This is a genomic window from Nitrospirota bacterium, assembly GCA_016212185.1.
GTDB lineage: Bacteria > Nitrospirota > Thermodesulfovibrionia > UBA6902 > DSMQ01 > JACRGX01.
The window spans coordinates 44270-58577 of record JACRGX010000044.1 but is presented as its reverse complement, the minus strand read 5'-3'; the positions used below and the strand labels follow the sequence as shown (position 1 = coordinate 58577).

Genomic DNA, 14308 nt, shown 5'->3' with positions numbered 1-14308 from the left:
TTCCAGAAAATTTCTTCCCATGTTTTTCCCCGCAGATCAAGCTCAATACCGCCGGCTTCAAGAAACTTCAGGTATTTTTCCCTGCCCCTGTAAAGATTAAATATTTTTTGCGGCGCAGCGCCGGTCTCAGATGTGAAAATAATCTTTATTTTTCCGTTTGTATTTTGAATCCTGACTATTGAGAATTTTTTTGCCGCAAGCTTAAGCTCCATCACTTCAAGGAGTCTCAATGTCCGTTCGGGGGGCTTGCCAAATCTGTCTTTCATTTCAGTTAAAATGCCGATAAGGGCGCCGGTATGTTTTGCAGAAGCAATTTTTCTGTAAACGCTTAATCTGAGCGTAGGGTCTTCAATATAGCTTTCAGGAATCATGGCCGGGATATTAAGGTCTAAGAAGGGTTCAATTACAGGCGGCGCTTCTTCCCCTTTGAGTTCTGATACGGCCTGTTCAAGCATTTCAATGTAAAGATCAAATCCGACTGCCTCAATATGTCCCGACTGCTCGGGACCAAGCAGGTTGCCCGAGCCCCTTAGCTCAAGGTCTTTTAAGGCAAGCCTGAAGCCTGCGCCAAGATAGCTCATCTCCTGAATTGCCAGCAGTTTTTTTCTGGCCCCCTCGGTTATTGCATCTTCTCCGGGTATTAAAAAATATGCATAAGCCCTGACGTTTGAACGTCCTACCCGGCCCTTAAGCTGATACAGGTCGGCAAGCCCGAACTTATCCGCCATGTTAATGATTATTGTATTTGCATTTGGTATATCAAGCCCTGAACTGATAATGGCGGTTGATACAAGGATATCAGCCTTTTTTGTGATAAAGGACCTCATGACGCCTTCAAGCTCTTTTTCGCTCATTCGTCCATGCGCCACTGCCGCCTTGCTTTCGGGTAAAAGTTCGCTTATGAATTTGGCCATTTTGTAAATGTCTTCAATACGGTTATGGACAAAAAAGGCCTGCCCGCCTCTTTGCAGTTCTTTCTGCAGGGAATCTTTGATTACCTGCGCCCCGAACCGGACGACAAAACTTTTTACTGCAAGCCTTTCTTCGGGCGCGGTCTCTATAACGCTCATCTGCCTTATCCCTGAAAGCGCCATATGAAGCGTCCTCGGTATCGGCGTGGCTGTAAGCGAAAGGACGTCAACATTGGTCTTTAATGTTTTTAATTTCTCCTTGTGCGTAACGCCGAATCTGTGCTCCTCGTCAATGACTAAAAGCCCTAAATTATGAAAAGTTACATCTTTGGCTAACAGCCTGTGCGTCCCGATGATTATGTCTATTTCACCTGCGGCAAGCGCCTTGAGGGTTTGTGTCTGCTCAGCCTTGCTTTTAAAACGGCTGAGGAAATCTATCCTGACCGGAAAGGCTGAAAACCTTGCGGTAAAGGTGTTGTAATGCTGTTCTACGAGGATAGTAGTGGGCGCAATGACCGCGGCCTGCATGGAATCGTAAACTGCTTTAAAACACGCCCTCATTGCCACCTCTGTCTTTCCGTACCCGACATCTCCGCAAAGCAGCCTGTCCATAGGCGCGGGCTCTTCCATATCTTGCTTTATCCCTGAAACGGCAGTAATCTGGTCAGGGGTTTCTTCATATGGGAAAAATCCGTCAAATTCCTTATGGAGTTCTGTGTCGGCAGAAAAGCCGAAGCCTTTATCTGAAGTGCGTCTGGCATAGAGTTTCAGCAATTTCTCCGCCATGTCCCTTATCCTGTCGCTGACCTTTTGTTTTGTTTTCTGCCAGGTCCTGCCGCCGAGTTTATCCATTTTTGGAATGACGCCCTCAGGGCCGTGATATTTCTGAATCTGGTCAATGCGTTCAAGCGGTATGTGCAGCTTGCCTCCGCTGAGATATTCTATTATCAAAAAGTCGCCTTCGTAATCTCCTACCCTCTGCCTTTGAATGCAAAGAAACCTGCCGATGCCGTGCTGTTTGTGAACCAGATAATCGCCTTCCTGTAATTCTTCGGTAGAAGATAAGAGCTGTGAAATTTTTGACTGCTTAACCGGCTTAAATGCAGGACGCTCCCCGAAGATATCTCTTTCCGTAAGAACGATAATTTCTTTAAACGCAAAACCCCTGCTTAATTCACCGGTGGTGATAACCGGACTGCGGGAATATTTTACCGCGGTATCGCTTGACAGCACCGGCGCTTCTATTTCTTTTTCTGAAAACAATTCCCTGAGCCTTTTGGCCTGTCCTGCGGACGGGCAAACTGTCATGATAAAGTACTTTTGCTTAAGTTCGCCGGCTCTTTTAACAAAATCTTCAAGTGAAGCTCTTTCTTCACGCAGCAGTCCGAAACCGCCTGTACCGCTGATATTTAAATCAAAGCCTTCGCCCTGCAGGGGAAGTGATGTAAAACAAACAGGCTCCTGACTTTGGACGGCCTGAATGAATCCGGGGTTTTGTCTTTTAGTGTCATCGGGTTCGTTTAATATCAAAATCCTGCCGGATAAGGCGTCAAGCAGACAGGGCCCTTTATCCGGTTCAGCCGAAGGGCCTATGGATATTTGTTCTATTTCCTTAACAGACCTCTGGGTGCCTGTGTCAAAAAACCTCAGAGATTCAACTGAGTCCCCGAAGAATTCTACTCTTACAGGGAATTCCTCTCCGGGCGGAAAGACATCCACGATACCGCCCCTTACACTTAAATCTCCCTCTGCTGAAACAACAGATACCGGATGATAACCTGAATCCTTAAGCCGTTCAATAAGCGAGTCCCTGTTGATTTCTGTGTTTTTCATTATTTCTATCAGCGGAAATCCGTCTAATTTCCATGTAGGTGAAAGCGCTGCGTCAACAGATGTAATGATGCCTGTATTATTTTTTTCGTAAAAATTTTTAAGGTTTTTAAGCCTCAGCGGGTCCTCCTGGCCCTGTATGAGCAGCGGCTCTCCGGCCTTCAGCGCCCTGGCCCAGAAAACGGCGTCTGAGTAAAATTCCGCCGCTGAATTTTCAGAAGGGCAGACAAGAAGGCACGGCTTGGTTATCAATGCAAAAAGGAGGGCGCCTGAGGAGCCTTGAAGCGATGTGAAGCCTTTTACTTTTCTTTCTTCAAGTAAGTGTGCGGCATTATAGAAAATGGAAAAATTAAAAGGCACTGCTTAAGATGTAAAAATATGATTTCTTATTTACCGGATTTTTGTTAATTAGTATCTTTTGCCTTCTGCCGTCCCACAACAATCATATTTTCAGCGGTAGACTGCAGCGATTCAATCTGTTCGGCCATTTTGTTCATTGCGGCTGCAAGCTGTTCAAGTTCATCGCCTGACTTAACGTCAACCCTGCTTTTGTAATTGCCGCTGATTACGGCGTGGCCCATTTCATTGAGGGTATTTATGGGTTTTACAAACTGTTCGGCAAAGTAAAATGAAAATAAAACGCCTGCCACGACAAGTACGGTAAAGCCGGCGAACATGATTATCCAGGATCTTTCCCATACATTATTGACTATATTCAACGCCTCATTATATTCCTCTGAATCTATTGCGAGCCATTTATTCAGCCGTTCAGCGGCAGGGTAGACCCATTTATAATCCATCTCCTCCATAAGTTTTGCAGCAGTTCTATTGCCAATCGGATTAGGGAGTTCAAATATCTTCAAGGAAAGCTCTCTCATATTCTGCCATGCGGTTTTGACCTCGGATAATATTATCCTTTCCTCATTCAGTATTGCCTTTTCTTCGGTTCCTTCGGAAACTTCCAGTTTCTCAAGGCGGATTAATATATCGGTTGCATCTTTCAAGCGTTCCTCTATATCCTCGGCATAGCCGTGAAAATTCTCAATATAACGCTTATCTCCGGTTATAAGGTAATCGTTGCCCGGCATCAAGCCCATTTCCATTGCCGAGCGGAGATCATGTATGGTGTTCAGTTCTATAGACATGATTTCAAGAGTCTTAAAGGCATTGTTAAGCGCATTCTGGTTGTATACTATGATAATGCCGATGATGAACAGGAACGGAAATATTATGGCAAAAAAACCGGAAAGCAGTTTTGTGCGTATCTTCAGATGCATTTATCTTCCTTTCTGTATTACAATTAAATTGCTTGGCATTTCTTAAAGTTTATTCAAAAAAACTATACTTGTCAAATTGATATTCCCTGCGGCAAGACCACAGAGAATCTAATGTAAGGAATTTCTTTATCATATGCGCTCGCTTGACCCAGTGGCAAGACCACGGGGAATACGCGCGCTATCCATTTAACAACGTATGAAGTATTATATCATTTTTTCTGCAGGCCCTGCTTGCAGGGCACAGCAAAAAACTTTTTCAGCAACCTGTTATAATTTTCAAAAGGTAAAGACTTATGCGCTGGCATCAAAAAAACATAGAGGATGTCCTTGAACATCTGCAGTCGTCATCAAACGGGCTTTCCCCTGAAGAAGCACAGAAACGCCTGAATAAATACGGCCCCAATGAATTAATAGAAAAAAAGAAAAAGACACCCCTGGCCATGTTCCTGGACCAGTTCAATGACTTCATGATACTGGTCCTCATTGCAGCTGCAGTTATTTCCGGATTCATAGGAGAATTATCTGATACCATCGCCATAGTTGTAATTGTGGTCCTTAATGCGGCTATTGGTTTTGTTCAGGAATAACGTGCGGAAAAGGCAATGGCGGCGCTTAAGGCAATGGCGGCGCCTTCTGCAACTGTGATGAGGAACTGCCTGCCTGAAACTTTATCTGCCCTGCGCTGAACACTGTATTTAAAACAGAGCCATTGACGCTGAGTGAACTGCTGCTAACACTTGCATTGTCATCGGTGATTTTCTTTGCAGTGGAGATAGAGAAGTGGTGGAAGAGGAGAAAAAGTTAAGAGCTTGCCTGCCGGTAGGCAGGGGTAGGGGGGATAAAGATGCCCGGTACAGAAACATCGGGACTGCAGAGAGGTTTATTTGCATTTTTAAGATTAGTAATGTATCCTTATAGTAAGGAGGTAAGGAAACATGCTTGCAAAGAAGACATCAAAAAACCAGCTTACATTACCCAAGGAAATCGTCAAGTCGTTTCCCAATACTGAATACTTTGACGTTTCCGTAAAGGACAGAAAAATAGTTCTTCTGCCGGTCAGGATAACCCCTGCGGATATGACGCTTTCAGGCATAAGGGATAAGATGAAAAAACTCGGCATTAACGGGACAGATGTGGATGAGGCAGTAGCTTGGGCAAGAAAGAAAAAGCGGTAAAAAAAGTTGTTCTTGATACCAACATACTGGTATCAGCCCTGATTTTTAAAGGCGAATTATCAAAAATAGCTGATCTATGGGAAAAGGGCAGGATTGCTCCCGTGTTTTCAAGAGAAACCTTTGAAGAATTCCGCACTGTTCTTGAATATCCGAAATTCTCTTTGACAGGTCGGGAGATTAAGATGATTATTGAGGAAGAAGTTTTGCCTTTTTTTGAGGTTGTAGAGATTTCGGATAAAATCAGCGGCGTTTGCAGGGACCCTGCTGACGACAAATTCATCGCCTGCGCTTTAGCTTCATCTGCAGATTTTATCGTCAGTGGAGATAATGATTTGCTGAATATTGGCAAGTACAAGTCTGTCAGAATAATCGCAGCCGCGGAATTTTTGAAGATGATTTAAGTTGCAAAAATGCGGGAAGTGTCTTTATATAAACTTTAAAAATGCAAGAAACAAGACCTAACCCCAATCCGTTCCTTCTGCTTGCTTCAGGCAAATTACGACATACGGACAATCCAGACGCTTCTCGGTCACAGTGACGTCAGAACTACTATGATTTATACTCACTGCATGCCGAGCAAAACTGTAAAAGAGATGAAGAGTCCGCTGGATTTTTAATATACATCAACACAAAGGAATAAGGACCTGCCTCGCATGTAATTTAGGCTGCAAATGTTTTCTTGACTAATACACACTAAATATTATAAAATAATATCCATGAAAACAGTTATTGACACCTCAACATTAATATCGCTTGCAAAAATCAATTTCCTTGAAATTCTAAAGAAGTTGAAAAGAGAAATTCTTATTCCGGAAACCGTATACGGCGAGACTGTTCTTAAGGGAGAGGAAAAATCATTAACTGATGCAACTGTAATTAAAAATTTCATCAAGGATAATAATATCAGGCACATCGCTGTTAAGGAGTTTTCATTAAATCTTATAAAAGAGAGGGTAAGCAAAAATCTTGCCGCGGGCGATGAGGCAGTAATGGCAGCCGCCGTGCAGGAGAAAATATTAGAAATAATTACAAATGACGACGGCTTGGGCAAAATTGCAGCGTCTTTAGGCATCAAGGTAAGCGCCTCTCCCGACCTTCTCCTTGAAGGACTTCGGTCTAAAATTATGAAATTTGAAGATTATGAGTTTTTTCTTAAAAATCTTGTCGTAGAAAAAAGAATAACATCAGCAATCGCAGAATTTTATTCAATGGAGGGTAAAAAATATGCCAAAAGCTAAAGAGTTGATTAGAACAAATATAATGATGGAAAAGCAATTGCTCAGGGGAATAGATGAGTTTGCAAAAGCGCTTGAAGAAGACAGGTCTACTGCAATAAGACAGCTCATAAAGAAATCTTTATCTGAAGAAAAAATTGCCCTTGCAGTCAAAAAATTTCAGGAAGGGCTTCCCTTCAGAAAAGCCGCTGAAATGTGCAATCTTGATTATTGGGAATTCCAGTCAGAACTTGACAAACGTGATATTCCAGTATCCTCTTCTTTATCTTTTGCAAAAAGCAGATTAAGGCAGTAGCCTGAAATATACCTTTTTTGCATAACTACGGTTAATCGTTAAACCACTGCCTCTGTTTGCCATAAAACGCATCAGGAAAATAGACAGTTTGAAATGTTATCCTTTGACATGAGAGGGTATTATTTTGAGAAGGCAGGCATATGATGCAGGTTAATATTTTATTCCCCATAAACGCGGAGGCGTTTACATATTTAGTTCCTGAAGAACTTAAGCAGAAAATCAAAGCCGGTGTTCGTGTGCTTGCGCCGTTTAAGAAATCAAAGAAAGCCGGCATAGTTGTTGGGATTGGAGAAAACGCTTCGGTGTCATTGCGGGGAGTTCCGATTATCGGAACTCCCCGCAATGACAAAAAAGACATACCCCTCAAAACTATTGAGGATGTTCTGGACGACGAACCGCTTATCCCTGAAAATTTACTGAAACTGATTCAGTGGGCCGGGCAGTATTACCTTTCAACAGCGGGGCTGGCGTTTAAAAATGCAGTGCCGCAGGGCATTCTTGACAGCAGGAAAAGCGGCAAAGTCAGGATTACCTATGATGAAAATATAGTGACGGAAAAAACCTTCACCCTGACCCCTGAACAGAAAAGGGCGCTGACTGAGATTAACGGCGTGCAGTCAGGGGCGTTTCTCCTGCACGGCGTTACAGGCAGCGGGAAAACTGAAATCTATATCAGGGCGGTTGAGGCGCTTCCCGCGGATAAGCAAGCCATTGTGCTTGTGCCTGAAATCGCCCTTACGGCGCAGTTCATAGACAGGTTCAGGAGCCGCTTTGATAAAGAGGTTGCATTTTTTCACAGCGGGATTACGCCCGGAGAAAAATTAGCAGAATGGCGGAAGATAAAAAACAACGAAGTCAGGATTGCCATCGGCGTAAGGAGCGCTGTTTTTGCGCCTTTTCAAAACTTAGGGCTTATTGTAGTTGATGAAGAGCAGGAAACCTCGTATAAACAATTTGAAGGGTTTAAATACAATGCGAGGGACGTGGCGCTTGCGCGCGCCAAACTTGAGGGCCTAAAGATAATCTTAGGTTCAGCCACGCCTTCCTTGGAATCTTTTTATAATGCAAAGAAGGGTAAGTTTAAATATCTGGAGCTTAAATCCCGCGTGGAAGAAAAGCCCATGCCGGTTGTGGAAATCATAGACATGACAAAAGCGGATAAAATGACGTGGATTTTTTCGGATAAATTATTATGCGCCATGAAAGATAATGCGTCCCGCGGTCATCAGTCCCTCATAATGCTTAACAGGAGGGGATATTCGCCGTTTCTCATGTGCACGGACTGCGGACATACTTATAAATGCCCTGCGTGCAGTATCACTCTCACATATCACAAAGACACAAAGACCCTGAAATGCCACTATTGCGGTTCGTTTTTAATTCCCCGCGCCGTTTGCCCTGAATGCAAAGGCACTAAAACAAAACACATTGGCATCGGTACGCAGAGGGTTGAGGAAGAGTTAAACAGCCTTATCCCGGAAATCTCATTAAAAAGAATGGACCATGATACGACAAGGAAAAAGCTCGCGCATTACAGGATTGTGAAAGACATGGAAAATAAAAAGCTTGATGTGCTTCTGGGCACTCAGATGGTTGCCAAGGGGCATGACTTTCCCGGAGTAACGCTGTCTGCTGTTGTGTTTGCAGACATCGCATTGAACCTGCCTGACTTCAGATCGTCAGAAAGGGCGTTTCAGCTTTTCACTCAGCTTGCAGGAAGGGCTGGCAGGGGCGAAGCTGCCGGTAAGGTATACATCCAGACATATGAACCGCACCACTATATTTTTGACTACGTAAGAAACCATGATTATCAGGGATTCTACGAAAAAGAAATAGGGTTAAGAAAGGAGCTGTTCTATCCGCCGTTTGGCAGATTGCTCAGGATTGTTTTCAGTTTCAGAAATAAAGAGGGCGCGGCAAAAACAATGAAGAATGTTGCAGGAAGGATAAGAAAAATCCCCCCGGCCCCCCCTTTGGCAAAGGGGGGAGCAGGGGGGATAGAAATACTTGGGCCTGCCCCTGCGCCTGTTGAAAAAATCAGAAACCTCTGGAGGTGGCATTTAATTCTTAAGGGAAGCGCTTCAAAATCTTTAAGGCAAAAGGCGCTTGAGATTTTGGATGCTGTAGAGGATATTAAGGATATGAAAACTGACGTAGACGTGGACCCTGTGAATCTCATGTGAGGGTTTTACTAATGCGGTCATAAGTAATGCCACATTCCTGTAATCATTACTGTCATGCCGGCTTGTCTATGTTTGTCATTCTGGCTTGTCCAGAATCTTTCCGAAGAAGGATTCCCGATCCCGAAACTTCGGGAGGAATGACAAACTATGTGGTTTTACTTATAAACTCCTTAGTAAATAACGGGTATGCTTTTTTATAGATAAAAGCAGGATTTTGATATAAAATAACAGCATCATGGAACAGGGTAAGCTGGATATGATAGAAACGCTCCGGAGATTTCTTGTTAAGATAGACGTAATATTCCACATAATAGCTGCGCTATTGCTTCTCACTGCCTGCGGATTTATAATGTATTATGCTTTCCTGAATTTAATGGAGCCGTCACGCTTTGCAATAATCGCCCTTGTAAACGATGTCCTGCTGTCGCTTATCATTCTTGAACTTCTCTGGACTGTTATCAGGTTTTTAAAGAAACAGAAATTCCTTTTGGGACCCTTCCTTGCAATCGGCATAATTGCCGCGGTAAGGAGGATACTTTTGATAGAGGCGCAGGCCTCCCTTATGGAACATACCCCTGTTGAAAAACTTTATGAAACAGGGCTGAGCGCCGCAGTTATTATAACCCTGATGGCTGCATATTATCTGTCTGTCAAGGCGCAGAAATTTGAGGAATAAGCATATGAGCGGCAGGCATAAAGAACTTACGCTTCAATACCCTGTTCATACTCTGGAAAATCAACTCCTGCTTCCTGCAGGCAGTGCGCTTTCAGAAAAGGCATTGGACGCCCTTATTTCATCAAACAGGGACATGCCCTATCGGGAATACTCTCTTATGGGGTACGGTTCAGTAAAAAAGGATCTCCATGAATTTTTGAATATCCCGCCTTATGACACAATCTTTGCCCATGGCGGGCAGATTTCCCGCATCATAAGCCTAATGGAAAGCGTCAGGCTTTCTATGCCGGTTCTTCAGTCATTAGATTATTTTAAAACAAATGATTTTTATACCTACAGGCATATTCTTATGGTATTTGCCCTTTCTTCCATCCTGGCGGTTGATCTGGTATCGGATTATTATGACCGCATCAGGGAAGTTACATCAGGGCCTATTCATGATTTCGGCAAAATCTGCGTCCCGCTTGATATTTTAAAAAAATCCACTCCGCTCACAAAAGATGAGCTTTATATTCTGAGACATCATACGACAGCGGGCTTTGTATTGCTGAGTTATTATCTTAAAGATGCAGGGCACCTTTTTTCTGCAGTTGCCAGGTACCATCATGAAAGAAAGGACAGTTCGGGTTATCCGCGCGGCATATCCCTTAAAGACCGGATGGTTGAAATTGTTGCCGTAAGCGACATTTATGATGCGCTTATATCGCCGAGACCTTACCGCCCCATTGCATTTAATAACCGGACGGCAATTGAGGAGATGACAATGCTGGCAGAGCAGAATAAAATAAGCAGGGATATTGTAAAGGCATTGGTGGCTTATAACCGCAAGGACAGACCCAGCTACAGCGAGTGCAGGGTTTCTGACGAGAAAAGAGGCACACCCCCGAAGGACAACGTTTACGGCATCCTCGCCGACGAAGAAAAATAGCAGATAGGATTACTTTTTGCTGTTTCTGAAGTAATTAACGCAAAGCTCAAATTCTTCCGAATATTATATCATACTAAAATATCTTTCCATAGATTATGGCACAGGTTTTTTGTTAAAATTGCCCTATGTTTTTCCAGCAGGTAATCAATGGGCTTACGGTGGGCGGCGTCTATGCGCTCATTGCCCTCGGCTACACAATGGTTTACGGCATACTTGAGCTGATAAATTTCGCCCATGGCGAAATTTATATGATAGGCGCATACTTAGGGATAATATTCTTAGGCGTGTTTACGACTCTGGGGCTTACCGAGTACAGCCTTACTCTTTCACTTTTGCTGACATTTATATTTTCGGTTTTCTTCTGTTCGGCATATGGTTTTACGATAGAAAAACTTGCGTACAAGCCTTTAAGAAATGCCCCTCGGTTAAGCCCCCTGATAAGCGCCATCGGGGTGTCAATCTTTCTGCAAAATTATGTAATGCTCACTCAGGGCGCGACCGATAAGGTATTCCCGCATATTTTAGAGACGCACAGGATTGAATTTTTTAATGCAACAATGACTACTCTTCAGGTCTTTATCATCATCACGTCTCTTTTACTCATGGGATTACTTCACATTTTTGTCATGAAGACAAAGACCGGGAAAGCCATGAGGGCGGTGGCTCAGGACAAGGTCATGGCTTCTTTGCTCGGAATAAATATTGACAGGATAATCTCTGTTACATTTATAATCGGCTCTGGACTTGCTGCAGTGGCGGGTCTGATGGTAGCTATGTATTATGGGCTTGTCAATTATTCCATAGGCTATATTGTTGGCATAAAGGCATTTGCCGCCGCTGTGTTAGGAGGCATCGGGAGCATTCCCGGCGCAATATTAGGAGGTTTTGTGCTGGGGATTATAGAGAGCCTCGGCGCAAGTTTTCTTTCAAGCGAATACAAGGATGCCTATGCGTTTGTGGTCTTAATTATCATACTTCTGATAAGACCCAAAGGTCTGCTGGGAAAATCGTAATGAAAAATAAAATAGTGTTATTCATACTCTGGATTTCTTTTTTAAGCACTCCTTTTATGGGAACAAAAGGCGCGCTGCTGCTGTTTCCGGGACTTTGTCTTGCTTACGGCGCATTTGTCATAATTAAACGGCTGTCTGTGCATTTCAGAAAAATCAAACTGCCGGAGATTTCCGTTAACAAGAAGGCCGCATATGTTTTGAGTATTATTATCCTGCTGGCCCTGCCGCTTTTTCTTAATGATTACTACATTGACGTTATTATCCTTGCGGGGATTTACATCATACTTGCGCTTGGGCTTAATGTGGTCCTCGGATTCAGCGGACTTTTAAATCTGGGTTTTGCCGCCTTTTACGCAGTTGGCGCATATTCCTGCGCCCTTCTTACAACGAGGGCAGGGTTAGGGTTCTGGAGCGCGCTTCCTCTTTCAGTAATTATCACAGCGCTGTCAGGGCTTATACTTGCATTTCCGGCATTAAGGCTGAGGGGCGATTATCTGGCAATAGTGACCCTCGGCTTCGGTGAGATTGTACGGCTCATATTAAATAACTGGGACAGTCTTACAAAAGGGCCTAACGGCATTACAGGAATACCGGCGCCGTTTATCTTCGGATTTAAACTGAATACGCTTATGCATTATTACTATCTCGTGCTGATTTTTGTCATTATTGCCGTGTTTGTGGTCCGACGCGTTTATTATTCAAGGACCGGCAGGGCGTGGCTTGCCATAAGAGAGGACGAAACAGCGGCAGAAGCCATGGGCATTAACAATACAAATTTCAAGTTTCTTGCGTTTACCTTCGGCGCATTCTGGGCCGGGCTTGCAGGCGCGCTCTTTGCAGGCAAGATGCGGTTTGTGTCGCCTGAAAGTTTTTCATTCATGGAGTCTGTCCTAATCGCCTGCATGGTTATACTTGGCGGGCTCGGCAGCATCCCGGGCGTGATTCTCGGCGCATTTATCCTTATTATTCTGCCTGAAATGCTTAGAGAATTTCAGCTTTACAGAATGCTTGCGCTCGGCGCCGGACTTGTGCTCATGATGGTATTCAGACCTGGGGGGCTTATTAAAAACAGATAGTTTAAAAATAAATTCAGTATTATTTGTCATTCCGGCTTGTCCGGAATCATTTTTAATGAAGGATTCCCGACGCGCTTCGCTTGCGGGAATGACAACGAATATGGACTTTTAGAAAATTGTTCAAATAGTTTAAGGCAATGATATTAGAGATAAGGGAACTGACAAAAACATTCGGCGGGCTTAAGGCAGTTGAGCAGGTGAACTTTAAAGTTGCGCCGGGTATTATTCTTGGGGTTATCGGGCCTAACGGCGCAGGCAAGACAACGCTTTTCAATTGTCTTACAGGCTTTTATCCTCCATCAAAAGGGCAGATATTTTTTGAGGGCGCGGACATAACAGACAAAAAAACTTGTGAAATAACCGCAAGGGGAATTGTGCGGACCTTTCAAAACATACGCATATTCGGCAGCATGAGCGTTTTGGAAAATGTGATGATAGGCCAGCATACCCGTTCAAAAGAAGGAATCATAACAGCAGTGATGCGTACAGGAAAATTCCAAAAAGAAGAGGCTGAGATAAGATCAACGGCTTATGAGTATCTTGAATTTGCCGGCATACAGGATTATGCTGATATGCCTGCTGAAAGCCTTCCCTACGGCGGCCAGAAGCGTCTTGAGATTGCAAGGGCGCTTGCGACAGAGCCTAAAATCCTATTGCTTGATGAACCGGCGGCAGGCATGAACCCGCAGGAAAGCAGTGAATTAATGAATTTGATAAAAAAAATAAAGGAATGGGGCAAGACTGTGATAATCATAGAGCATGACATGAAGGTTGTGATGGGCATATCCGACCATATTGTTGTTCTGGACCACGGAATTAAAATTGCAGAAGGGAATCCAGGGGAAATACAAAACAACCATGATGTAATAGAGGCATATCTGGGGAAGGAACATATTTTCTGATGCTTTTACTTAGAGACGTACGCACATTTTACGGGAACATAGAGGCTGTCAAGGGCATTAACCTTTATGTGGATAAGGGTGAAATCATATGCCTCATAGGAAGCAACGGCGCAGGCAAAAGCACTGCCCTGATGACTATATCCGGGGTGTTAAAACCAAAGACCGGCTCTGTAATTTTTAAAGGCGAAGAAATACACGGCATGCCTCCGCATAAAATTGTTGCAAGGGGAATTTCACAGGTCCCTGAAGGAAGGAGGATATTCCCAAAACTTACTGTGATGGAAAATCTTGAGATGGGAGCGTACTCAGTGAACAGTGAACAGTTCACGGTTAACAGAAGACAGTCAACTGTCAACAGTCAACTGGCAACTGTTTTTGAGCTTTTCCCTGTGCTTAAGGAAAGGCAGAAGCAGCCCGGAGGTACATTGAGCGGAGGGGAACAGCAGATGCTTGCAATCGGAAGGGCGCTCATGTCAGCGCCGAAACTGCTTTTGCTGGATGAGCCTTCTTTAGGGCTTGCGCCAATTATTGTAGGAAAGATTTTTAAGACGATTAGAGAACTCAATGCAGAAGGGCTTACGATATTGCTTGTGGAGCAGAATGCAAAGGCGGCCTTGAGATTAGCTCACAGGGCGTATGTCTTGGAATCAGGGAAGATTGTAAAAGAAGGGAAGGGCGGCGACCTGCTTTATGATTCTGACATCAAAAAGGCGTATCTGGGGGAATAAAAAGCATCAGCTTGACAAATATCATAAAAAGTTTTATTATTTATAAAATAGGACTAAAATAGTCCTGTTTTATAAAAAG

General features: G+C 43.8%; 15 protein-coding genes and 1 pseudogene. 14 read left to right on the top strand and 2 right to left on the bottom strand.

Annotated features, from left to right (window positions below; all coding sequences use genetic code 11):
• A partial coding sequence (gene mfd / locus HZA10_05080; protein MBI5195672.1) for a transcription-repair coupling factor occupies positions 1-3101 on the bottom strand: 3101 nt, incomplete at its 3' end.
• Between the two features lie 44 nt (positions 3102-3145).
• A complete protein-coding gene (locus HZA10_05075) occupies positions 3146-4018 on the bottom strand; it encodes a HAMP domain-containing protein (protein MBI5195671.1) in 873 nt (290 codons plus the stop codon).
• A 293-nt stretch (positions 4019-4311) separates the two neighbouring features.
• On the opposite strand from HZA10_05075, the pseudogene HZA10_05070 reads away from it, so the two are divergent.
• The 14 genes and pseudogenes from HZA10_05070 to HZA10_05005 all read left to right on the top strand — a co-directional run bounded on the left by HZA10_05070 (position 4312) and on the right by HZA10_05005 (position 14229).
• Positions 4312-4704: pseudogene (locus tag HZA10_05070) on the top strand (hypothetical protein).
• Positions 4705-4727: 23 nt separating this feature from the next.
• Positions 4728-4823 carry a hypothetical protein gene (locus tag HZA10_05065; GenBank protein MBI5195670.1) on the top strand — a complete coding sequence of 32 codons (96 nt, stop codon included), beginning with the start codon at positions 4728-4730 and terminating at the stop codon, positions 4821-4823.
• A 130-nt stretch (positions 4824-4953) separates the two neighbouring features.
• Positions 4954-5193 carry an AbrB/MazE/SpoVT family DNA-binding domain-containing protein gene (locus HZA10_05060; protein ID MBI5195669.1) on the top strand — a complete coding sequence of 80 codons (240 nt, stop codon included), beginning with the start codon at positions 4954-4956 and terminating at the stop codon, positions 5191-5193.
• Positions 5169-5594 carry a putative toxin-antitoxin system toxin component, PIN family gene (locus tag HZA10_05055; GenBank protein ID MBI5195668.1) on the top strand — a complete coding sequence of 142 codons (426 nt, stop codon included), beginning with the start codon at positions 5169-5171 and terminating at the stop codon, positions 5592-5594. The genes HZA10_05060 and HZA10_05055 overlap by 25 nt, the downstream gene beginning before the upstream one ends.
• A gap of 66 nt (positions 5595-5660) precedes the next feature.
• A complete protein-coding gene (locus tag HZA10_05050; GenBank protein ID MBI5195667.1) occupies positions 5661-5810 on the top strand; it encodes a tyrosine-type recombinase/integrase in 150 nt (49 codons plus the stop codon).
• Between the two features lie 99 nt (positions 5811-5909).
• Complete coding sequence (locus HZA10_05045) at positions 5910-6431, top strand: hypothetical protein (GenBank protein ID MBI5195666.1); 522 nt, start codon at positions 5910-5912, stop codon at positions 6429-6431.
• Positions 6418-6723 (top strand): UPF0175 family protein, encoded by a 306-nt coding sequence (locus HZA10_05040; protein MBI5195665.1) that lies wholly within the window; start codon positions 6418-6420, stop codon positions 6721-6723. Before HZA10_05045 ends, HZA10_05040 begins: the two co-directional genes overlap by 14 nt.
• Before the next feature lie 140 nt (positions 6724-6863).
• Positions 6864-8906 carry a primosomal protein N' gene (gene priA / locus HZA10_05035; GenBank protein ID MBI5195664.1) on the top strand — a complete coding sequence of 681 codons (2043 nt, stop codon included), beginning with the start codon at positions 6864-6866 and terminating at the stop codon, positions 8904-8906.
• A gap of 235 nt (positions 8907-9141) precedes the next feature.
• Positions 9142-9582 carry a hypothetical protein gene (locus HZA10_05030; protein MBI5195663.1) on the top strand — a complete coding sequence of 147 codons (441 nt, stop codon included), beginning with the start codon at positions 9142-9144 and terminating at the stop codon, positions 9580-9582.
• A gap of 4 nt (positions 9583-9586) precedes the next feature.
• Positions 9587-10510 carry an HD domain-containing protein gene (locus tag HZA10_05025; protein MBI5195662.1) on the top strand — a complete coding sequence of 308 codons (924 nt, stop codon included), beginning with the start codon at positions 9587-9589 and terminating at the stop codon, positions 10508-10510.
• Between the two features lie 125 nt (positions 10511-10635).
• Positions 10636-11523, top strand: a complete 888-nt coding sequence (locus HZA10_05020) for a branched-chain amino acid ABC transporter permease (protein ID MBI5195661.1) — start codon at positions 10636-10638, stop codon at positions 11521-11523.
• Positions 11523-12599: a branched-chain amino acid ABC transporter permease gene (locus tag HZA10_05015; GenBank protein MBI5195660.1), complete on the top strand. Its 1077-nt coding sequence runs from the start codon at positions 11523-11525 to the stop codon at positions 12597-12599. The genes HZA10_05020 and HZA10_05015 overlap by 1 nt, the downstream gene beginning before the upstream one ends.
• A 137-nt stretch (positions 12600-12736) precedes the next feature.
• On the top strand, positions 12737-13501 hold the full coding sequence (locus HZA10_05010) for an ABC transporter ATP-binding protein (protein ID MBI5195659.1): 765 nt from the start codon (positions 12737-12739) through the stop codon (positions 13499-13501).
• A complete protein-coding gene (locus HZA10_05005) occupies positions 13501-14229 on the top strand; it encodes an ABC transporter ATP-binding protein (protein MBI5195658.1) in 729 nt (242 codons plus the stop codon). The genes HZA10_05010 and HZA10_05005 overlap by 1 nt, the downstream gene beginning before the upstream one ends.
• Positions 14230-14308 lie beyond the last annotated feature (79 nt).